Source organism: Xylanibacter sp. (assembly GCF_057607445.1).
Genome location: NZ_DBLZAX010000005.1, coordinates 126,743 through 150,762, shown reverse-complemented (window position 1 = coordinate 150,762; position 24,020 = coordinate 126,743). Strand labels below are relative to the sequence as shown.

At 46.6% G+C, this 24,020-nt stretch carries 12 protein-coding genes and 2 pseudogenes; 12 read left to right on the top strand and 2 right to left on the bottom strand.

All coding sequences use genetic code 11. The features are described 5' to 3' along the window. Window positions 1-182 precede the first annotated feature (182 nt). Together ACZMIG_RS05865 and ACZMIG_RS05860 are read right to left on the bottom strand one after the other, a co-directional pair. The gene (locus tag ACZMIG_RS05865; protein ID WP_487889237.1) at window positions 183-329 is read right to left on the bottom strand and encodes a hypothetical protein; all 147 of its coding nucleotides are present in this window, start codon (window positions 327-329) and stop codon (window positions 183-185) included. A gap of 67 nt (window positions 330-396) precedes the next feature. After that, on the bottom strand, window positions 397-1,197 hold the full coding sequence (locus ACZMIG_RS05860; protein ID WP_487889236.1) for a CPBP family intramembrane glutamic endopeptidase: 801 nt from the start codon (window positions 1,195-1,197) through the stop codon (window positions 397-399). 241 nt (window positions 1,198-1,438) lie between these two features. Here ACZMIG_RS05860 and ACZMIG_RS05855 point away from each other — a divergent pair, with 241 nt between their 5' ends. From ACZMIG_RS05855 to ACZMIG_RS05800, 12 genes and pseudogenes are all read left to right on the top strand, one after another. Continuing rightward, window positions 1,439-1,792 (top strand): DUF8478 family putative metalloprotein, encoded by a 354-nt coding sequence (locus tag ACZMIG_RS05855; RefSeq protein WP_487889235.1) that lies wholly within the window; start codon window positions 1,439-1,441, stop codon window positions 1,790-1,792. A gap of 347 nt (window positions 1,793-2,139) precedes the next feature. After that, a complete protein-coding gene (locus tag ACZMIG_RS05850; protein WP_487889273.1) occupies window positions 2,140-4,395 on the top strand; it encodes a TonB-dependent receptor in 2,256 nt (751 codons plus the stop codon). 947 nt (window positions 4,396-5,342) lie between these two features. Then, entirely contained in the window at window positions 5,343-9,716 is a 4,374-nt protein-coding gene (locus ACZMIG_RS05845; protein WP_487889234.1) for a two-component regulator propeller domain-containing protein, read from the top strand. A gap of 329 nt (window positions 9,717-10,045) precedes the next feature. Further along, window positions 10,046-10,276: pseudogene (locus ACZMIG_RS05840) on the top strand (RHS repeat-associated core domain-containing protein); the annotation flags it as partial. A 36-nt stretch (window positions 10,277-10,312) separates the two neighbouring features. Beyond that, the gene (locus ACZMIG_RS05835) at window positions 10,313-10,993 is read left to right on the top strand and encodes an endonuclease toxin domain-containing protein (protein ID WP_367891087.1); all 681 of its coding nucleotides are present in this window, start codon (window positions 10,313-10,315) and stop codon (window positions 10,991-10,993) included. 75 nt (window positions 10,994-11,068) lie between these two features. Continuing rightward, window positions 11,069-11,479: a hypothetical protein gene (locus tag ACZMIG_RS05830; RefSeq protein WP_021853773.1), complete on the top strand. Its 411-nt coding sequence runs from the start codon at window positions 11,069-11,071 to the stop codon at window positions 11,477-11,479. An 80-nt stretch (window positions 11,480-11,559) separates the two neighbouring features. Beyond that, window positions 11,560-14,343 (top strand): annotated as a pseudogene (locus ACZMIG_RS05825) (RHS repeat-associated core domain-containing protein); the annotation flags it as partial. Further along, window positions 14,333-14,890 (top strand): hypothetical protein, encoded by a 558-nt coding sequence (locus ACZMIG_RS05820; protein ID WP_302024087.1) that lies wholly within the window; start codon window positions 14,333-14,335, stop codon window positions 14,888-14,890. The pseudogene ACZMIG_RS05825 and the gene ACZMIG_RS05820, both read left to right, overlap by 11 nt. Window positions 14,891-17,039: 2,149 nt before the next feature. Then, the gene (locus ACZMIG_RS05815) at window positions 17,040-17,228 is read left to right on the top strand and encodes a hypothetical protein (RefSeq protein ID WP_125104623.1); all 189 of its coding nucleotides are present in this window, start codon (window positions 17,040-17,042) and stop codon (window positions 17,226-17,228) included. Window positions 17,229-17,687: 459 nt separating this feature from the next. Continuing rightward, a complete protein-coding gene (locus ACZMIG_RS05810; RefSeq protein ID WP_287603510.1) occupies window positions 17,688-18,617 on the top strand; it encodes a hypothetical protein in 930 nt (309 codons plus the stop codon). A gap of 585 nt (window positions 18,618-19,202) precedes the next feature. Beyond that, entirely contained in the window at window positions 19,203-20,654 is a 1,452-nt protein-coding gene (locus ACZMIG_RS05805) for a DUF4992 family lipoprotein (RefSeq protein WP_487889233.1), read from the top strand. Window positions 20,655-20,683: 29 nt separating this feature from the next. Continuing rightward, the gene (locus ACZMIG_RS05800) at window positions 20,684-24,013 is read left to right on the top strand and encodes a SusC/RagA family TonB-linked outer membrane protein (RefSeq protein ID WP_053397916.1); all 3,330 of its coding nucleotides are present in this window, start codon (window positions 20,684-20,686) and stop codon (window positions 24,011-24,013) included. Window positions 24,014-24,020: the final 7 nt, after the last annotated feature.

Here is a 24,020-nt window from a genome sequence, read left to right as displayed (position 1 = left end):
GGCTCACGCCCATTGCTCCGGCTCATAACCATGAGGCCTGCACACCGCCCCTCTCAGGGGCATGTTCTTTGCAGGAACAAAAGTAATAAAAATTCCTGACAGGAATAACAAAACAGCGAAATAATACAATAAATTATATTACCGTCAGCAATTCAAATTCCGTCCGTATATCTTTATCCTCTTCATTCGTCCATTTTCAGTGCCATGTTCAATATTCTGTCGTAGCCATTCATATAGTCTGTGGCATAAACGGGAATTGTGATGTCGGGCTTAATGCCTCTTGCGTGATGCTGTTCCCCGTCCATGCAGCGCATTAGCATCCCTGTCATTGAGAAAGGAAACAGGGGATATCAAATAGCCAAACAGAAATATAATGTTTCTGCCAAAAACTTTTTATTAAATTCTTCTGAATCTATTAATTAAGGCAACCAATATCAGCAGACAGAATATGGCGATAATGATGAATCTGGTCTGATTCATTATGTCGGCATAGAAACTGCTGCCGGGGCTTATATAATCTATGACGCATGATGCAGAATTGTTTACCAGGTGCATGCCGAAGCACACCATTACGTTGCGAGTTTTATAATAAACCCAGCCTAAAAGTATTCCGCTTATGAACGTGCCGATAATCAGGCTCGGATAGAAATGCAGTATTGCGAACATAAAGGCGGAAATCAGAATACCTATCCACGGATTTGTCTTCCATTGGAGCAGTTTTTCCTCTATACCTCCGCGAAACACTATCTCTTCTGCCAGCGGAGCCAGTATGCTGATGCCTATTATACTTGCAAAAGAGAGCTGTCCGTCTGCTGCAACGGCTTCGCTATAGTCGTTAAGGTTTAGGGCCGAGACAAAAAGGTTGAGCGGCAATATTGAGACCAACATCATCAGCATTGCCATCAGATAGACTGATGCCGGAGAGTTATCTGAGCCATGCTGACCGAAAGACGGCAGCTTCACATATTTTCTCTTTATAAAGAGGGCGGCGATAAACAGATTGCTCAGAATCAGCGTGGCGCTGTCCATACTGCCCAACTGCATGACATCCTCTATCGGCATGTTGTTGTTGAGTACGTAATTCTCAAAAATCCAGCCGGCTACATAAACAATGGCCGGTACAAGTATCAATACGCCAAGAATGTATAACGCGTAATATGTTATGGCGACAAATGGTTTTGGCATTGTTTCCATCATAATTTATAAGTTTTTATAAGTTCTCCATATTTTATTTAAGGCATCGGCCTGATTCTGTTACGATTGTTGCCAGCCGACATCATATCTGCAAATATATAAAATTATTCGTATTGCCGCCCGTTAATCTGAAAAAATATATAGGCCATGGGGAAAACAATGTCTTTTCCGACAGCAGATTAATTCTTATTTCTTTGCGTTTATCTTCTTATTTCATAATTTATATGTATCTTTGCCGCCGGATATGACAAAACGCTCACGAACGCTGACAAGAGCATGCGCTGCCATGCTGCTTACCGTGTTTATGGCTTATTATGCCATAATCTCGGTGTATGCCCACGTGCATGTGGTCAACGGCGTGATGGTGGTTCACTCACATCCCTTTAAAGACAAGCACAGCCACCCTACGGGGCAGACACTCGTGCTACATCACCTCACACATTTTAATTCGCTCGAAGCCGGACCTGCCGCCGGGATTGAGGCGCCCGACGTGAAGCTTATTCACACAAGCTACAGCGAATATGCAGTGGCACACGCCACGCCCGACTACAATTCGGGCATATATCTGCGCGCGCCTCCCGTTTCTTCATTTTCATAAATCATTTTATCCCGAAATCGGCCGTTGGCATTAGGTTGGATTTTTGTTTTGCATTGGGCTGACTGACGTATGACTTTTTGCCGGCATGGTGAACTATGCCTGCGAAAAAGCAGACGGCATGACGGCAACAAGAAAGCGAAAATACGGCCGGTAAGGTTATATCCTATGGCATTAATAACCTCCAAACGGCCCGATGACCGATCAGGGTTTATCTCAACATTATTATTTATGCTGTGACAACGCAGCCATGCTGTGACGTCATAGCCGGATATTACGTATTTTTCAAGAAATAAATGAAGAAACAAATACTATTATTTCTGGCGGGGCTGCTGTGCCCGCTGGCAGGGATGGCCCATCCCGTTGAACCAAGTACGGTGAAAGAGGGCAACATCATAACAGGACACGTCATTGAGAAAGGAACTGAAGAAAACCTGGCCTACGCCACGGTGCTTATTGTGGAGAACGGCATGGGCACAGTTACGGGCGACGACGGCCACTTCCGTTTGAAGGACGTGCCGGCAGGCAAATACACGCTGAAAGTGCAGCTCATGGGCTATGCCTCGCAGACCAAGACCGTTGTGGTGAGCAACGAATATACCGTTGACCTACACTTCGTGATGGAGAAAGAGGACATCATGATGGACGAGGTGGTGGTGTCGGCCAACAGGAACGAGACCAACCGCAAGGCAGCCCCCGTGGTGGTTAACGTGATGAACAGCAAGCTGTTTGAGACGGTCAACTCTACCGACCTTGCCAAATCGCTCAGCTACCAGTCGGGACTGCGCGTGGAGAACAACTGCCAGAACTGCGGCTTTCCGCAGGTAAGGATCAACGGTCTTGAGGGTCCTTACTCGCAGCTGCTCATCAACAGCCGCCCCGTGATGAGTGCGCTGTCGGGCGTGTATGGTCTCGAACAGATACCCGTCAGCATGATCGAGCGCGTAGAGGTGGTGCGCGGCGGAGGCTCGGCGCTGTTTGGCGCCAACGCCGTGGGCGGCACCATCAACATAATAACCAAGGACCCTATAAACAACTCGTTCCAGGTAAACTCTACGATGTCGAACCTCGGCGGCAAGACATGGGAGCAGTATTTCGGCGCCAACGCCTCGCTCGTGTCGAAGGACCGCACCTACGGCGTGGCATTCTATCAGGCTTACAGAAACCGCAACCCTTATGATGCCGACGGCGACGGCTTCTCCGAGCTGGGCAAGCTCAACATGAACACCTTCGGACTGAGGGGATATTACCGCCCCACGCAATTCAGCCGCCTCAGCGTTGAATACCACACGACAAACGAATTCCGCCGCGGAGGCAACAAGTTTGACCTGCAGCCGCACGAAACCGACATAACCGAGCAGACACGCCACGTGATAAACAGCGGCGGACTGACCTACGACATATTCATGAACGAATACAAGCACAAGCTGTCCGTGTACGGCTCGGTGCAGCATACCGACCGCAACAGCTACTATGGCGCGGGCATGGACGCCAACGCATACGGCACCACTGACGACCTTACGGCAGTGGGCGGAGCCATGTACTCGGGCAACTTCGACCGCCTGCTGTTTTCGCCTGCCACGCTGACGGGAGGCTTTGAATATCAGTTTAACGGACTTCACGACGTGATGACTGGCTACGGCCGCGACCTGAAACAGTATGTGAGGATTGCCGGGGCGTACCTGCAGAACGAATGGAAGATGAGATACCTGACGCTGCTTGCCGGATTCAGGCTCGACAAGCACAACCTCGTGGACAACGTGATATTCAGTCCGCGCGTCAACCTGCTGTGGAAACCCACTGACAGGCTGCAGGGCCGACTGACATGGTCTACCGGATTCAGGGCGCCGCAGGCTTACGACGAAGACCTGCACGTGGCTGCCGTGGGCGGCGAGGCGATGATGATAAAACTGGCAGACGGACTGAAGCCCGAACGCTCAAACAGCTTCAGCGGCTCGGTCGACTGGGCTTTCAATCTGGGACACTTCAGCTCTAACCTGCTCATAGAGGGTTTCTACACCATGCTCAACGACGTGTTCTATCTCGAAGAGACAGGATTCGACGAGACCACGGGCACCAAGATACAGGAGCGCCGCAACGGCCACGGGGCACGTGTGTACGGAGCCAACATCGACTATAAGATAGCTCACGGCAAGGAGGCGCAGCTGCAGCTGGGCTTCACCGTGCAGCAAAGCCGCTACACCGAGGCGCTGGCATGGAGCAGCGACCCCGACGTGGCTCCCACAAAACGCATGACGCGCACGCCCGACTGCTACGGTTACTTCACCTTCACGTCGGCTCCGCTCAAGAACTTCGATTTCTCCGTCTCCGGGGTCTACACGGGCAGCATGCTCGTGCCCCACTTCGCGGGATACATAGAGAAAGACAGAATGGAGAAGACGCCCGACTTCATGGACCTGAACCTGAAGCTCAACTACACCTTCGTGCTGAACGACCATCTGAAACTGCAGTTCAACGGCGGCGTGAACAACATATTCAACGCCTTTCAGAAGGACCTTGACAAGGGTGCCGACCGCGACTCGAAATATTTCTATGGCCCCACTCAGCCGCGCACGCTATTCATAGGCGTCAAGATATTCAACTGACACTAACGGCCACAATTATCGGCCGCAACCATGCCCTGCCCCGCTACACACTACATCTGCCGCAACAGCCATGCGGCAATGGTGCATGTGCAGCGGGGCATTTCGTCTGCACAAGCCAGACTGGTGACAACGAAACGGAGCAGAAACGCCAGCTCCACAAAAGAAAAGTCTTTACATTTTTCATGTACAGAGTTTTCTTTAAAATAGAAAACAGACTTATAACGGATGTTAAAGAAACTGCCAATCAAGCTTTCAGGATTTAACTTTGATTTACAATTAGCACTGTCTGACCCCCCAGACCAATGGTTTTAATGCCCTTAATCAGGCTTTTTAGAGACACAAGTCTATGACTTACGAGGCAAAAACCTATTGTTTTTCACCCGTAAGTGGCCGAGTTATATTTTTTAACATTCACGCTCTGACATCTCTATCGGCATAAATCACGCTATATCAACAACTTAACAAAATCATGAAATTTCAGCGTTTTTCCGTCCGAAAGCCGTGCCTGCGCTGACGGAGGCCATTCTGAGAGCGTCAAAATCAAAAAGTTTTCTGTCTGAGCTGTCATCAATACGCTGCCTGCAACTGATGCTGAATGCCAACATGCCATGGGCATGACCGCAGCCATAAGCCGGAATGACATGAGGCAGACGGAGCCGTGGGGCCGCTGCAGAACAAACAGAACCGGCACGACAGGACTGAAAAACAATAGCCACAGAATTTACGCTGCTCACCAATAATCTGACACACAGACATTTTCATCACTTAATTCTTGCACAGATGTTTTTTTGTTATTATCTTTGCAAGACAAGTTTATACGAGCTATATACGGCAGTCTGACGCCATTGGACACGGATGCCTGCATCACGGCGCCGGCTGACTATCACCTTACATTTTGTTAATCTCTAAACAACTTACAGAATCAAAAAAATTAACACCATATAAAGATGAAATCCCTGTTGCGCCTTATATTGCTGATAACGTTATTACCCGCTGTCGCCGCGGCCCAGCCCGACATGATAGTGGAGCACTACACCAAGGAGAGCGGACTGCCAAGCAACACGGTGTACTGCGCGCAGAAAGACGGCGACGGCTTTGTGTGGTTCGGCACATGGCACGGCCTGTGCTCGTTCGACGGCACTACGTTCACGCCCTTCATAACACGCACCAACCACAGATCGGACATGCCGCCGCGCAAGGTGCGCAACATCATAGGCGACAAGAACGGATATCTGTGGATACGCAACACGGACAACCATCTGTATATGTTCAACAAGTATGACGAAACCTACCACGACATATACAACGAGCTGAAAAAGCAGTCGCGCAACGTGCAGGTGATAAAGATACAGGCCATGGACAACGGCCACATAATGCTGCTGACGCGCAACAAGGACGTGTTTGAGGCATACGTCAACGAGGAGAAGAAGATTGAGGTGAGAAAGATATTCGACTCGCGGCGCCACATCGACCCTGCCACAATGAAACTGAAGACCAACATCCTGGGCGAAAACAGCCGCTATGTCTACTGGATAAGCAGAAGTCTGGTGCTCAACATCGTTACGAAGAAAAACAGCGCCCCGCTGCTGGGCAGGATAAAGGACAGAGACATAACGTGCTTCAAGAAAAAGAAGCAGTATCTGTGCATCGGAACTGCACGCGGCATCCTGTATATCATCAACACCGCCAACGGTCACACCGACCAATATGCCTTCAGGGGGATGCTGTCGGCCGTGTCGAGCATAAACATCATCGACGGCAAGGTGTACTTCACCACGAAAGACGGGCTCTACTCCTTTGCCAGAGGCTCGGCACCGAGGCTCATAACATCGCAGGCATCGGGCATCACGCAGTCGTTCACCGACAAATATAACAAGCTGTGGCTGTGCTCCGGCAGGGGCCTGCTTATATGCCACGACCCCAAGACAGCCACGTCGCAGACGTTCACCATGCCCACAGACAGCCTGTTTGCCGAAATGAAGTTCAGAGACACAGGCGCCAACGGCCTGTTCATACTGATGCGCAACGGCGAGGTGTGGCGCTACAACCATCAGACAAGGATGGTGCAGAACATCAACCGGCAGAAAGACTTCAGCAACTACACGTCGGAGCCTCACTTCTTTGACATAGACATCGATGCAAACGGCATCCTGTGGCTGTCGTCCACCAACAGCGGTGTCTACAAGGTGTGCTTCCCGCGATACAACTTCAGGTTTATGTTCCCGCAGATGCTCATAACCGACAACGACAGCGACAACAACGGCATACGTGCCGTATATCAGGCACGCAACGGCGACCTCTGGATAGGCACGCGCAAGGGCGAGCTGTTCTGCATGGACCTGAAGACCAGGAACATAAAGCGAAAGTTCGGCAGCAACGAGATAGGCCCAGTCTACCACATAATGGAAGACAAGAAGGGCAACTACTGGTTCTCTACCAAGGGCGCCGGACTGATAAAGGCCACGCCCGACGCCATGGCGCCGCAGGGACTGCGCATAACACGGTATACCAACAAGCGGGGCGACCGCAACTCGCTGAGCAGCAACCGCGTGTATTACACCTATCAGGACAGCCGCGGGCGCATATGGGTGTGCACCTTCTACGGCGGACTGAACCTCATAGAGGAACGCGGCGGCAGAATAATATTCAGAAACAAGCGCAACGGGTTCAGGCAGTATCCGCGCTACGAGCTATACACAGACGTGCGCTCCATAACCGAAGACCGCAACGGACGCATGTGGGTGGGCACAACGGACGGACTGATGTCGTTCGACGGAAAGTTCAGCAAGCCGTCTGACATAAAGTTTGAGACCTACCGCGAAAGCCACAAGTCGGGAATAACCGACAACGACATCTTCACGATGTATAAAGACCACAAGGGATATATCTGGATGGGCATATTCGGCAGCGGCCTCAACAAGATAGAATATTACGACGAGAAGAACCGCCAGCCCGTGCTGAAGACATACATGATAAACGAGAAGCAGGGCGGCGACGTCATATCGTCTATCGTCGAAGACAAGAGCCACTGCCTGTGGATATGCACCGAGAACGGACTGGCAAGCATGAAGCAGGGCTCGTCTTACCTGAAGAGCTACGACAGGTTTGCGGGCTTCCCCGAGGTGAACATCGAGGACAACACATCGATATGCCTGCACAACGGCACCATACTGATAGGCAGCCGCCAGGGCCTGCTGTCGTTCGACCCTGAGGCAGTAAGAAACGACAACGACGCCCGATACCCCACCTTCATAACCAACTTCAAGGTGGTCAACCGCGAGCTGTGGGACTTCAACCCGCCGATATTCGAAGGCTCGCTGAAGTATGCCGACAAGATTGTGCTCGACCACGACCAGTCGACATTCACCATTGAGTTCTCAGCCCCCTACTACGCCGACAACAGCCTTATACCCTACACCTACATACTCGACGGATACGAAGACGAATGGCACAACAGCGGCACCAACCGCATAGCCTCGTATGCCAACGTGCCGCCGGGCCACTATAAGTTCAGGGTTAAGGTCAACGACAACAACTCGCCCGAACGCGTCATCGAGATAATCATCAGTCCGCCGTGGTGGGCCACATGGTGGGCTTACACCATATACACCCTGCTGGCGCTGTTGGCTCTCTACGGTGCGCTGCGCCTCGTGATGTACATGATAAAGATGCGCAACGAGGTGTATATCAATGACCGCCTGGCCGAACTGAAGATACGCTTCTTCACCAACGTCAGCCATGAACTGCGCACGCCGCTGTCGCTCATAAAGGGCCCGATAGAGGAACTGAAGAACACCGAGAAGCTGAGCCCTACGGGCAAGGAGTATATTAGCCTCATCGACCGCAACGCGCGCAAGATGCTGCAGCTGGTAAACCAGATACTCGACTTCCGCAAGATTCAGAACGGCAAGATGAAGATGCACGTGTCGTATGTCGACCTCAACAGCATGATAGAGCAGCTCATGCAGGAGTTCAGGATGCATGCCGAAGAGCGCGACATAGCCTTCGTGTTCGACAAGGCTGAAGAACACGTTACGGCATGGTGCGATGCCGAAAAGATAGCCATAGTGCTCAACAACCTGCTGAGCAACGCCTTCAAGTACACCGGCGAGGGAGGCAAGATATGCATAGCGCTCGAACACGACTACGACAGGCACATGTGCACGATAAGGGTTGAAGACGACGGAGTGGGCATACCAAAGTCGCAGCTTGAGGTGATATTCGAGCGCTTCTCGCAGGCAAGCAACAAGACGTCTGACGACAACGCCTACGCCGGCACGGGCATCGGCCTTTCGCTGTCGAGAGAGTATGTCAATATGCACCACGGACGCATATGGGCCGAAAACATCGACGGCGGCAAGGGTGTGGTGTTCTCTGTTGAACTGCCTACTGGCCGCGAACACTTCGACGAGAAGGACATCGAGGTCTACTTCGACGACAATACGGCTGGCAGCAAGACAGCTGACGAGGCCGAAGCAGAACAGGACACGCAGGAGCAGAAAGCGGAAGAGCCGCAGGACGACCTGCCTACGATAATGCTCATAGAGGACAACATCGACATGTGCCGCATGCTGCAGCTGCAGCTGCGAAGCAACAAATACAACGTGTTTACGGCGCACGACGGCGAGGAAGGACTTAAGAAGATTTATCAGCACCACCCCGACATAATAATAACCGACCTCATGATGCCTGGCATGGACGGCATGGAGCTGCTGCGCAACGTAAGACAAGACTTCAACATCAGCCACATACCCGTCATCGTGCTCACGGCAAAGAACACCGAGGAAGACAAGCTGACATCCATAAAGAGCGGAGCCAACGCCTTTATAACAAAGCCCTTCAGCAGCAGTCACCTCATGGCCAGAATAAACCAGCTGCTCGAGGAGCAGCGCATCTTCCAGCGCAAGATGGTGGTGCAGACCACCGTGGAGAGCACGGCCGAGGCAGCCAACGACTCTTACGAACAGCACCTCGTGAAGAAGGACATCGAGTTTGTACACAAGATTCATGAGATTATTGAGGAGAACCTCAACTCTAACGACTTCAACATCGACACCATAGCCGGCACGATAGGTCTTAGCCGCTCTGCCTTCTTCAAGAAACTGAAGAGCCTGACGGGCTTTGCCCCGGTAGACCTCGCAAAGGAGATAAGGCTGACCAAGGCTGCACGCCTCATAGAGACTACCGACGACAGCATAACAGAGATAGCCTACTCTGTGGGCTTCCGCGACGCAGGCTACTTCGGCAAGTGCTTCCGCAAGAAATATGACATGACGCCAAAGGAATACAGAGCCGAAAAGCGTCAGGCGCAGCAGCAATAGCACAGCCGGAACTACGGCACGAAATAAAGCTATGGCACGAAATAAGACTTAAAAACAAGCTAAGGAATTGCACTAAACAGCACTCTGCATCAGCCTGCCTTCCGTCCCATTCGTTTGTATTAACCGGAATGGACGGAAGGCACGTTGATTATATATAAACAGACAGCACGACAAAACTAGCTTTCTTTCCAATATTGCAATAACATCGCTACGACAGCAAATCCTCTATGATAAAAGTACATTTTTTGCTTTAAAAGAATAAAATTACAGTTTTTTTTCATATATTTGGAGTGCCGTACAACAGAACGGACAACGATGACGATGTGGACGGCGAAGTGTTCATTGAAGAGCGGAATAACATCTGGAATACGCCTTACCTCTTCAACGCAAAGGAATTCGACGAGGAGACGGGACTGTATTACTATGGTGCAAGATACTATGATTCTAGGTTGAGCTTGTGGATGTCAACAGATCCATTGGAAGAAAAATATCCAAATATCAGTAGCTATTGTTATTCAAATAACAATCCTATAAAATATATCGACCCTGATGGAAATGATTGGTTTGTCAATGACCAAAACTTTTATGTTTGGTCTATGGCTAATTATGTGCCTGGATTTGATTATGCTGGTAATTTAATACCATCAGGTGTATCTCGATATCAAATCTTAGAAGAAATTAGAGGAAAATATTATCATAAGTATACAAGTAATATTTTTTCTTCTATTGGAAATTTTATTTTTGGGAAAAATAGTTTCATAGAAAAAAAAGCCTATAGCCATGCAGAAGAATCATTCAATAATGAGCTGATTTATCAAGGGGCAACAATTATCCCTTTGTCTATAGTAGGAAGAATGGGAAAGACTATTCTTGCTGCTTTTAAAGCAAGCAGTAAAAGTGTCTGGTCTTTACCGTGGCTTGAACGTGGTTTAATAATTGAGGAACAATTAGGAAAAAACTTGAAAGGAAATTTCCCGGTAATAGATAAATTCCTGAATGGTGTTGCAACGAGCATAAAAAGTATAGACCTTAATGCAAAGAGTTATCAAAATGGAAAAGTTTTATTTTCTACCTTAAAAAGGTATATCGATAAAGTAGCAAAATTCAAAGGACAACGTTGGAATGGGGTTGTCATCTCAGAAGAAGATATAACAAAAAGAACTTTGGACATAGCTATTCCAAGGGGTGCTTCTCCATCACAAGTAAAAGTTTTACAAGAAGCTACTAAATATGGAAAATCTAACGGAGTAGAAGTAAATATACAAGTTATTAAGTAAATATCAAAGAATTGTTATTTGCCATTGAGTATAAACTTATGGCAAATAACAATTTAATCAATTATAAAATTATATATGGCTATAAATAAACAAATAACAATATGTAAATCGGCAACAGAGTTTATTGTTTATCCAGAATCGAAAAATGAAATAGGATTATGGGTTGCGCATACACCTTGCTTTATTACATCGAATTGTGAAATTCATAATATTGAGAATATAATTAATGAAGCTTTACAATATAGTAATTCAGGGATACAAATTACAAATGGGATACAAAAAAATGTCCTAAAAGAATTGCACATTAAAAGTTGGAAGACATTGTATAAAATGTATAAAACAATCAGTTTATCCTTAACTGAAAATAAAATAATTATTACACCATATGTGTATACACAAAAAGGCGTATTTCCAGATACTGAAATAAAAACTTATTTCGATATTTGGGATTATAACAGTGCAATTATACAACTTCTTAAATTGTGATTCTCTATTATTCAAGTATGACGTTATGGAACGTGTTACCAGTATCACCCATGAATATATATACGCGAGTTCTGGATAAAACTCATACGAGCGGCAGCGGAAAGACGCTGAAGAGCATACAGGAAAGCGGTCCGGACGGAGCCATAACCACGACGTTCGAATACGACGGCATACAGCGGCTTGTACGCGTAACCGATGCTGACGGCAACGTGACCACCTCTACATATGATTATGGCAACCGCCGCACGGAAGTGAACCACCCGGCCAGCGGCAAGACCACATTCACATACGACGGACTGGGCAACGTGACAAGTAAGCAGACAGCCAACCTCGCAGGCGAAGGAAAATCAATTACCTATGACTATGACTACAACCGACTGACGGGTATCAACTATCCCGACCATCCGGAGAACAACGTGAAGTACTACTACGGCGGACGCAACGCCTCTCAGAACCGCATCGGCAGGCTGATGCTGCGCGAGGACGGAACAGGCGCCATAGAATACTTCTACGGCAAGATGGGCGAAGTGACCAAGACGCGATGTACGCTGATCGTGCCTAACCAGGCCATCGCCACCTACGTGACCCAGTGGACCTACGACAGCCACAACCGACTGCTGGAGATGATCTACCCGGACGAAGAGAAAGTGACCTACACGTATGACCTGGGCGGACAGCTTACAAACGTACACGGAGAAAAATCGTACGGATATGACTATGTGAACCGCATAGGATATGACAAATTCGGCCAGCGAACGTACATGAAGTACTGCAACGGAGCGGAGACATTCTACACCTACGACCCGCAGCGGCGCAGGCTGCAGAACCTGAAAGTGAATGCCGGAGGCAATACCATCATGGACAACGCCTACACGTATGACGCAGTGAGCAACGTGCTGAGCGTGGCAAACGGAGCTGCCCTGCCACAGAGCGGCAAGGCCGGCGGACAGATGAGCCACAGCTACACCTACGACGCACTATATCGTCTGACAAGCGCAACCGGAACCTACACGGGGGCAGACAGCAAGACGGCAAGCTACACACTGGCAATGGGCTACGACAACATGCACCGCATCACCTCGAAGAGCCAGCACCTGACGCAGGGCAACCTGCAGTTTGACGGCACACTAAACGTGGGTTATGACCTGACGTACACCTACGGACAGGAAGATGGAAAGAAATTCCAGCTTGACAACGTCAGTGACGTGAACTACCGCACGGAAGCCACTCCGGACGAGAGCCGGAAGACACGCAACAGCCACGCCTACGAGTATGACGCGAACGGAAACCTCGTGTACGTCAACACGGGACGCACGAAGAAAGATGGAACAACAGACGAGAAAGCCCATGAGCGCAAACTGAAATGGGACGAGGAGAACCGTCTGCTGGCCTCTGACGACGACGGATTCGTGACCAACTACTGGTATGACGCTGACGGCGAGCGCACGGTGAAGACCAGCGGCGAGAACGAGCAGGTGTATGTAAACTCAGAGTTTGCCGGCGGACGTACCAACACGGCCAAGTTCTCACTCTACGTAAGCCCTTATCTCGTGGCAAACCAAGGCGGACGCTACACCAAGCACATCTATATTGGCTCACAGCGCATTGTATCCAAGATAGGTGACTTCGCATCCTACGGCGCAGATCCGAGGCGCATAGCGTATGCCGGCAAAGAGGCTGACGCGGTAAATGTGGACTATGATGTTAAATATAGTCGACAACTGCAGGCAATCAAAGAAAATTATGCTACATTTGGGGTGCCGTACAACGGAACGGACAACGACGACTATGTGGACGGCGAGGGATTCTGCTGTGACGACGGCACAATGGAAGCTGCCATGGCTCAGGCCAACGCACCGGAGGACAACTTCCAGGAAGGCGACGCCTACGAGAACCTGCAGTTCTACTACCATGCAGACCATCTGGGCAGCAGCTACATCACCAATCTGGACGGAGAGGTGGTACAGCACATAGAGTACGTGCCGTTCGGCGAAGTGTTCATTGAAGAGCGGAACAATATCTGGAATACGCCTTATCTCTTCAATGCGAAGGAATTCGATGAGGAGACGGGATTGTATTACTATGGTGCGAGGTACTATGACCCAAGACTAAGTTTGTGGATGAGTGTAGACAGATTTGCGGAATCATATCCTAGTATTAGTAGTTATAGTTTTTCTGCAAACAATCCTATAAATGTTTTAGACATAAATGGAGATAGTATAATAGTTAGAGAATTCAATAATGAGAAAAAAATGTGGAATTATTTTAATTATAATATATCTAAAGGACAGTTTGAAGATCTTCAAGGTAACGCTTATACTGGTACAAATAGAGATATTCAAAACATTGTGAGGGGCTTGAATAAACTTTCATCTAAATCCCATGGGAGAAAATTGATTTCAGGTCTAGCTGAACATAATGAAAAAATTATAATAATGATTAATTCTAATAGGAACTTTGAACAAGAAGGTTCCGAAGGTTTTTCAAGCATTGTGTCTTGGAGTCCTTCATCACGTGCTGCATTTGGTGGTGATAGTTTTATATCATTAGGTCATGAATTGGCTCATTCATCAGATAGATTAAATGGAACATTGGATATGACTACATGGTATACAGTACCAATAAATGATGAAGATTACAAAGATATTCCAAATGCTGAAAAATACTCAACCCATATAGAAAATTTAATACGAGCAGAACATAATATTCCTTTAAGAAGCCATTATTCTATAGATACTGAGGGGAACCCTAATGGTGGTAAAATCCTTAAAAAAGGAAATCAAAGTATATATTTTGACCAGAAAGGGAATCATGCTCCAAAGTATAAAAAAATAAAAGAAAATAATTATATATATGGAAAATAAATTTGTGAAAATAATCCTTGCTGTAACATTATGTGTGATATTTTTTTCTTGTAATACCACCAGTAAAATAAGCAAGAATCATATTAATAATCTATATGATTTGATTTATTATGCACAAAAGAAATGCAAAAATGCAACTTATTATGCATTTGATGCAGAAACTTTGAACCATATCAGAAGGCAAATAGTTCCAGATTCAATTGCAAATGCAATATATGCGTCCAATACGATTTATGTATTAAGCAATTATGATTTAGGTGATGTCTTATATTCAGAATTGCTTATTGGGGATTCTGCTTCGATTGGATTTGGTTACCAGAATTTTAATTATATATTTCAAATACCTGTGAGTAAACAAGAAGCACAAGTATATATTAGCTTGTCTGATACCACGAAAATTAGAGAAAAAGGAGAGATAAGTCCTTATTCTTATATAGATATGATACGTTTAAAAATCAATTTAGTTCAAAATGATTATGAATGTGAAGTTAAAAAGTTTAGTTATGATCCCATAATCTGGTTTTATATGACTCCTGATATTCGATAAATATTTATGGATATGAGGCTGCATCAAAATAGAATTGAAAAAATATAAATCTTATAGATTGAATCTTAAAAATAAAAAATCTCCTGCTTTAGCCTTAAGTAGGAGATTTTTATGTTCTCACTTATAGATTATAAGTAGACTTATCTCTGTTTTTCATTTTGAGTTTTTTATCATACGGGAAAGCCTATGAGGGCAAGCTGAAATGAGACGAAGAGAACCATCTGTTGACCTCTGACGACACATATTTGTAACCTATCACTGTGTCAAACGCATCTACATAGCCAGAGCATCGTTTCCAAGATCGGTAAATTTGACCCTCCGTCCCAACCTTGAGACATATACAAAATATGTAGTAGTTCCTTGATTTATTCTTATGACAATTAGAGAATAGTAAAACTAACAGTGTCATCATTTATATCAACAAATTGGAATCTTAAAGCTTTCAAGATGATTTGTTTCAGATAAAGAAACCAATATGAAGATAAGGGAGTAAAAAAACACATTCATTCGCCAAAACAGAAATTATACATTAGTTTGCAGCCATAATCTAAACAGCGGGTCTGTAATGGTATATATACCTCCCCGCTGGGTTTTGGATGTCTTATCTATAATCTTCCGGTCAGCCATTAGCTTGAGGTATGGGGATATCTTCCCGTTGTCCTGACCTGTCATCTGACGGATCTCCTGCAGACTGACTCCATCTTCAGCCCTTGCTATAGCCGATAAAATACTTTAGACCTATACAACGGACATAGTTAGAAAGAGCCCATGAACGCAAACAGAAATGGGACGAGGAGAACCGTCTGCTAGCCTCTGACGACGACGGATTCGTGACCAACTACAGGTATGACGCTGACGACGAGCGCGCGGTGAAGGCAAATACAGAACATTTTACCGAATCTTAAACGGAGAATCAGAATATAACGGTAAGACATAAAGAAACGTTTTGTTAAAAAAAAGCAAGTAACAAGACGATTGACAATGAAAACGTTGCGTTTCAAATAAATTATGACTATCTTTAGGCGGGAAAAAGGAAATCGATACGATACAACACTTTATTGCAAGCCGACAATCAACTTTAATCAGGTTTTTATTAATAATGCAAAACAATTTCTCAGAATAATAAAGAGTCAGATGTTGAAATGAAACTGCAAAGAAAACACTTTCAAGAAGTGCTTCTGATAGATTTAAATAACAAAATAAATCACGACATCTTTATTGGATGTCGTGATTTACTCAAAAAATAAGGAAATGAAAAGTGTTACAAATAAGGAACTTATAAGTGTCATATTGATAAATATCGGCGCATTAGCATTTGCTATCTATATTTGGCTCATATACGACCATAGACAAACGATAATCAATAGTGAGGAACCAATACAAAATTATTCGGTACTGGAAGTTAATTGCTATCGTAAAAGTGGATCAAACATACTCATAGAGTTCAAAGGAAAGCAATATTATGTAGAAGTTGTCAGAGATAAATGCATACAGTTTGATCCACAAAAAATACAATTCTTTTATGACAAAGAAAGAGATGAAGTTTATGAAGAAAGTGGGCTAGCGGTAAGACAGGTAGTAGCTTGTTTCATTCTATATTTATGCTCGTGTATATGGTTGTTTACAGTAATAAGAAAAAGACTTAGTAGTAGTTGATTACATATTAGACATTAACGGCTTCAGCTGTAAAACCTGTATAGGTATGATTCAGACGCTACACCAAGCACATCTATATAGGCTCACAGCGCATCGTATCAAAGATAAGTGACTTCGCATCCTACGGCGCATATCCGAGGCGCATAGAGTATGCGGGCAATACATACACCTTATATTATATTGCCACAGTTCGTCGTCAGGCAAATAGATTTTAATTAAACAAGGTGATTTATGCTCTCAGCCATCCTTGCAGGTCTTTTCGTACGTTTTTTCTTGACACAGCCCATTATGCCAGCGAAAAAGCGAACGGAAAGACTATTAAGATAAGGCAAAAGCACAGGATGACCAATAACATAAAGCATTAACATTGCTGAATATTAATTACTGGTTGGGACATAAAAGACGGCAAACGGCATTGGAAAAGGTATGCTTTTAGATGATGAAACGTGGTGTTTTACGATGTAAAAGGACAGCTTTTACAAGCTGCATGGCCATGTTACGACGCAAGAAGGAACAGAGATATGAAAAAGATTTTAAGAAAAACTCATCACTCATCACAAAGCTGCATAAGGGCCTTGCAGTCAAGGCTTTAGAGTGTGACGAGTTGCATTTCCAACTCATCACATCCGAGGTGAACGGTCTGTTGCGTGATGAGTACGCAAAGCAACTCATCACAACTTAACAATCTGTAAATCAGCATATTAAAAGCTATTGTGACGAGTGATGAGTTTATTAAGATAAGTTTTTTGTATCAGAATTTTGCCGAATCACAATGGCCGCCAGTTTAGCGCTAATAAAAAAACGACGAAATGAATTGGGGTAATGATTTGCGAGATTCGGATAGTCACTACGTTATTTGAGCTGCGCTTATTGACATTTAAGCACAATTGGCCATTAGACCGCACATTGTTTTATCTGTTTTGTGTCTTCATGCTTTCAGCCCGTCTTTTAGTTTCTGAACGCTGATGGCCGATTAGGATTAAAGCGCCTATGCCCATTTTCGCAAAAGGCGTTTCGCATAATCGGGACGCACGAAAGTTAAATTCAGTTAATAGCATTTTCGCTTTTGATTACAAAGCAAATCAGTAATCGTTTAAAGAGAAAAACATCAGAAAATCTATTAACTTAATAAAATTAGCTTATGAAAAAAATTTTTACTTTAGTAGCAGTTGCACTTGCAGCAATGAGCGCAAACGCTCAGGATTATTATGCTGCCGCAACTTATGATGCCGACAAGAACGTAGTAATGGCTGAAGAATTCCAGAATGCTGTTATCGACACTCAGAACGGCAAATCTGTTGTTACCGTAGATCTTACAAATGTAACAATGACAGCAGTAGGCGGCACTACTCCTAAAGAAATAGACAAAGACGCAAACGTATCAGAATGGAATGCCATAGAATGGAAGACCGGCAACCAGGGCGACATCGAGTTTCCTTACGTACAGGGAACAGGTAACCCCTACGTTAAGCTTCTGGCAGAAGAAGTGATTACAGACGGCCAGCCTACAGGCACATACCGTCCTGCATACGAATACTACGAGCCGGACGGAAGCAAGGGTCTGCCCGTGTCAGGACTCTACTATGAGTTCAAGGCTAAGGCTGAAGGAACTCTCGTACTCGGTGTATGGATCAACAAAGGTAACCGCAAGCTCTTCGTTGTAGACAAGGAGACACAGAAGGCTCTGACACCTAACGTAGACTATACTCTGGACGGATATGAGAACGGCGTGACAAACGAAGACGGCACAAAGGCTTACAACATGAACCTCCCTACAAAGGGAACAGAAGGTGACGACCTGTACATCTGGGGTGCAAAAGGCGGCAGCCAGGCTATCTGGGGATGGCTGAACATACCTATGAAGGCTGACCAGACCTACATGGTGTTCCTGCACAGCGCACAGATCGGTGTAAGCGATGTTGAATTTGAAGCCGGCACAAGCGGCATCAACGACATAACAAACAACACATTTGACGCAGATGCTCCTGTATACAACCTTGCCGGACAGCGCGTAAGCAAGGATGCAAAGGGCATACTGATTCAGAACGGAAAGAAGTTCATCAGAAAATAAGCCTGATGACGATTGTGTACGAATCGTACGTAAACCAATAAACATCTTTTATACATAACGCACAAATAATCTTCCTAAAGACAGCACGCCTGTCATTAGGAGGATTATTTGCTTTTGGGGGATATGATTAATCCTGACTCTGCTAATCACAGTTTTTCTTAATGACTTGCCACTCCGGCAGCTGCACCATACCGTTGTTCTTTTTGACGAGATGCCCGCAGACACACCAAACGGGCGCAAACGGACAAACAGAAGCATGCCATATCTAATGCGGACATCAAAACGCAACCGGCAAAACTCATACATGAAGGATAAAAAAAACATATATTTTCCATGTCTGCCATGCGACAAATATGCACCATCCGAGACGTATCATGTTATAAATCAGCAGTTTACACCGGAGACAAAAGCGACAAATAGTTTAATGCAACCTTTTGTTTTTATTTTTTATTATATTTTGGTTACATTTTTCTATTATATCCGTCAAAGAATTGTAAAGGAGAAAATATGCCCTGATGCCATGGGCAAGACATACTTGAAAAAACAAATTTAATTATATTGTATAACATTAATAAAAACATTCTTATGAAGAAAAATCATTTTTCACTACGAAGAAAGGCATACGCCCTGATGTCGCTTGCGGCAGGCGTGCTGCTCTTTGCTTCATGTGCGCAGGATGGTTTCGACGAAGAAAGCTTCGACAGCGGTGTATACAACACACAGCTTGAGGCTCCTTCAACAGACGACATCCAAATCACGGCAAGCGCAGATGGAACACAACAGACCATCAGCTGGCCGGTAGTCTATGGTGCAGGCGGCTATCATGCCATCCTGACTAACACTACTGCAGGAGAAGTATTGATAGACTCTGTCTACGACGGCACTTCATTCGCCGTGGCACGTGTTGAGGACAACAACTACGAACTGTCTCTGGAAGTTCTCGGCAACGAGGAAAGAAACAACACAGGCTGCGACCCTGTAATCAAGACTTTCAACACCTTTGCCGTTGCATTTGCAACAATTCCTTCAGGAAGCGACCTCTGCGAATACTTCCAGAACAACCCTATACCTGAAGGCAACGAAGAGGAACTCGTATACGACCTTGAGGAAGGCGGACAGTATACAGTTTCTAATATTCTTGACTTTGGCGGAAACAAGATACAGCTGCGCTGTACAAACGACCAGAAGAGACCTACAATCACTTATGGTGAACAAGGAACAATACGCACATCAGCTCCTCTGAAACTGAAGAGCCTCAACTTTAACTGCAGCGCATCTGCAAACGAGGCAATAGGACTGAGCGAGACACCTGACGAGAGCATAAAAGGCGCAACAGGCAGCGGCGACTACTACAACATAATGGGTACGCTGCATATCACAAGCTGTAACTTTGAAGGAGTGAACGCCCAGTTTATACACGACAACAACGTGAAATATTGTATTGAGACATGTGTCATTGACAACACTGTGGTGAAACTGACATCTACAGCATCAAGCGGCGTAAACAGCAATGCCATAATCTACTTCAAGTCAGGATTCATCAACAATCTGACCGTACAGAATTCTACATTCTGGAACGCCGGCGACTCTGATGCAAAATACTTCATACAATACAACAACTCAGGACGCTGCGACCGTGCCGGATACACATCTAACAGCGTAAACATCAAGAACAGCACATTCTACAACATCGCAAAATCAGGACAGTGGGCTAACTACAGCGGATTCAGCGGCAAGGCAACATCAGTATTCGTACTGACAAACACAATATTCGTTGACTGTGCCAAGGAAATAGCACGCCGCTTCATCGGCGGTAACTTCAGCACAAGCCCGTCATACACATTCCTTAACAACACTTATCTGCAGGATGCTGCCACAGACACTTATGACAATGAAGAGAACTACGACAAGAGCGGCACTGCAATAAAGAGCAACCCGCAGTTTGCAGACCCGACAAACGGCGACTTCACTGTCAACGGAGGCGAACAGCTGTCTAAGAGAACCGGCGACCCACGCTGGCTTCCGGCTGCAGAATAATAATCGATAACAAAAGAAAAACATAAGATATGAAAAGAAAATTCATAAAAGCTCTATGCTTCGGCCTCATGGTTTGTGCTGCCACACCGGCACTGGCACAAAGCCAGACGGTGAAAGGTACAGTCGTTGACGAAAACGGCGACCCTATCATTGGCGCATCTGTCCGCATAAGCGGCAAGGAGGGCACCGGTGTGATAACCGACATAAATGGTAACTACACCATCTCTGCACCCAAGGGCAGCAAGGTGACAATATCCTACATCGGATATCTTACACAGACCGTTGCTCCCGGCGGAAGAACACAAATGCAGGAAGACTCACAGAATCTTGAAGAAGTTGTCGTAGTAGGTTACGGTGTGCAGAAGAAGGCTCACCTGACCGGTTCTGTTGCAACTGTTCCGATGGACGAGATTCAGGACATGACCTCAGGCGGTCTGGCAAGCAGTCTGTCAGGACTTGTCAACGGTCTGAGCGTAAGCGGCGGCGACACCCGCCCGGGCGAAAACGCAACAATGTATATACGTGACACCAACTCGCTCGGCGACGTAGGTAGCGTGGCACAGCAGCCTCTGTTCGTCATCGACGGATACATCTATCCCAACGACGTAAAGGTGGGCAACTCAACACAGAACCTCGGTGCAGAGGCATTCAACAACCTCGACCCGGCAGAAGTGGAGAGCATCTCTGTGCTGAAGGACGCTTCAGCAGCCGTCTACGGTGCACGTGCGGCCAACGGTGTTATCCTCGTTACCACAAAGAAGGGTAAGCTCGGCGCACCGCGCATCTCTTACAGCGGTACATTCGGTTTCACAGACGCCGTATCACATCCCAAGATGCTGAGCGCATACGAGTATGGCCGTCTCTACAACGCTGTTGCAGCAGCCGACCCGAAGAACACATCGCTCAACCATCTTACAGACCTCTATCAGGCAGACGAGCTCAACGCCATGAAGGGCCTCAACTACGACCTGCTGGACAAATACTGGGAGACTGGCGTTACGATGAAGCATAACGTAAACCTCAGCGGAGCAACTGACCGTGCAAGCTATTTTGCAAGTCTTTCTTACTTCGACCAGGACGGTAACCTCGGCAACCTTGACTACAACCGCTGGAACTACCGTGCAGGAGTAGACGTTAAGGTAAGCCAGTGGCTGGGTGCAAACCTCAGTGTATCAGGCGACTACGGAAAGAAGAACACACCTTACATCAAGGTTGGCGGTACTTCTAACGAAAAAGACTACAACATCCTGCTCACACGTCCGCGCTATATTCCGGAGTATGTCAACGGCCTGCCAATCGCAGCATACGGAATAAGCAACACTCAGGTGGACGATGACCAGAACTACTCATTCTCTGAGCTGAGAAACAACGGCGACTACAGCCGCACGATGAACTCTAACATCAACATTCAGGGAAGCATCAACTACGACTTCGGATGGAGCAAGATACTGAAGGGACTGAAGCTGAGATTCTCTTACTCAAAGAGCATCAACACAGACAAGACCAACCAGTATGGCTCTGAATACAAAGTGTACACAATGCAGACACGCCCCGGAAGCGGAAGCCACCTGTATACTCCGGTAGAAGGTCAGGACTACAGCCAGTTTATCACAGAGGCGAACCTGCTGCCCCATACAATAGCCAACGGTGACCCGTCACAGCTGAACCGCTCTATGACACGTACAGACAACTACCAGATGAACTTTACGGCGTCATATAACAGAGACTTCGGCGAGCACAGCATCGGAGCATTATTCTCAATAGAGAAATCAGAAGCAGAGAGCGAATATCTCTATGCCATGGTTTCAGACCCCTACCCCTTCACAACAGGACAGTCAAACTCAGCTGAGGGCGAGACAAAGGTTATAACCTTCACCCGCAGCGAGTCAGGAACTCTCTCTTACATCGGACGTATCAACTATGCATACGCCAACAAGTATCTGGCAGAATTCCTTATCCGTTCTGACGCTTCAACGAAATTCGCCCCGGTAAACTATTGGGGAGTATTCCCGTCATTCAGCGCAGGTTGGGTAATGTCTGAAGAAAAATGGTTCAAGGAGGCTCTTCCATGGGTAGACTTCCTGAAAGTTCGCGGATCATTCGGTATGACAGGACGTGACAACACAGCCGCATGGCAGTGGATGCAGGTTTACGCCCAGGACGCCAACCGCGGTCCGGTGTTCGGTACAGGCATCTCTAACGAAAGCGAGAACCGTATAACCATCAACAAGAACAACTCTGCCGTAAACAAGGATGTTCACTGGGATAAGGTTTACAAAGCCAACTTCGGTCTCGACTTCACCGTACTTGACAACCGTCTGAGCGTTACTTACGATATGTACCGCGAGTGGAACCGCGACATGCTGATGAACATCAGCCAGGCTATCGAGGGAACAATCGGTACACAGTCGGCAGCAGTAAACCTTGGCGAGATGGACAGCTGGGGCTACGAGTTGAGCGCAACATGGCGTGACAAGATCGGCAAGGACTTCAAATACCGTATCGGCCTCAACACAGGCTACAGCGACAACAAGGTGCTGAACATGGACTTCGCCACAGACTATATCTATCGTCAGATACAGCGCGGCGGACGTACAGACATCGGTCTGTGGGGTATGCAGTGCATCGGCATGTTCCGTTCATTCCAGGATATTGAGGAGTATTTCGACAAATACAACATCACATCTTACCTCGGAATGAGCAAAGACGAGGTTCGCCCGGGTATGCTTATATATAAGGATGTACGCGGACCGCAGCAGGAAGACGGAACATACGCAGGACCTGACGGCGTGGTAGACAAGGACAACGACCAGGTATGTCTGTCTAACCGCAACAATCCTTACAGCGTTACAATGAACCTCGGCGCCGACTACAAGGGATTCTCTCTCACAGCCCAGCTGAGCGCTTCATGGGGTGGATACAGCTTCGTTGACGCTTCTGCACTGAAGTCAGGCTCAGGCGTAGACGACCTCGAGTTCACCAACATGCCTTCATTCTGGAATGTTGACAACATGTACTCATATCAGGACATATACGATGCAGCCGGCAACCTCGTAGTAGCTGCCAACCGCAACGGAAGCCTGCCTAACCTCGCTTACCAGAGCGTAAACGCAATAACATCATCGTTCTGGAGAATAAGCGGAACACGAGTAAAACTGAGCCGTCTGACACTGGCCTACACTATTCCGTCAAGCCTCGTGAAGAAAATCGGTATACAGTCAGCCCGCGTAAACGTTACAGGCCAGAACCTGCTGAGCTTCTATAATCCTTATCCAGACAACTTCATGGATCCGATGTGCAGCTACGGTTCTTATCCTACACTGCGTCAGTTTACAGTTGGAGTAAATCTTACATTCTAAGAAAATA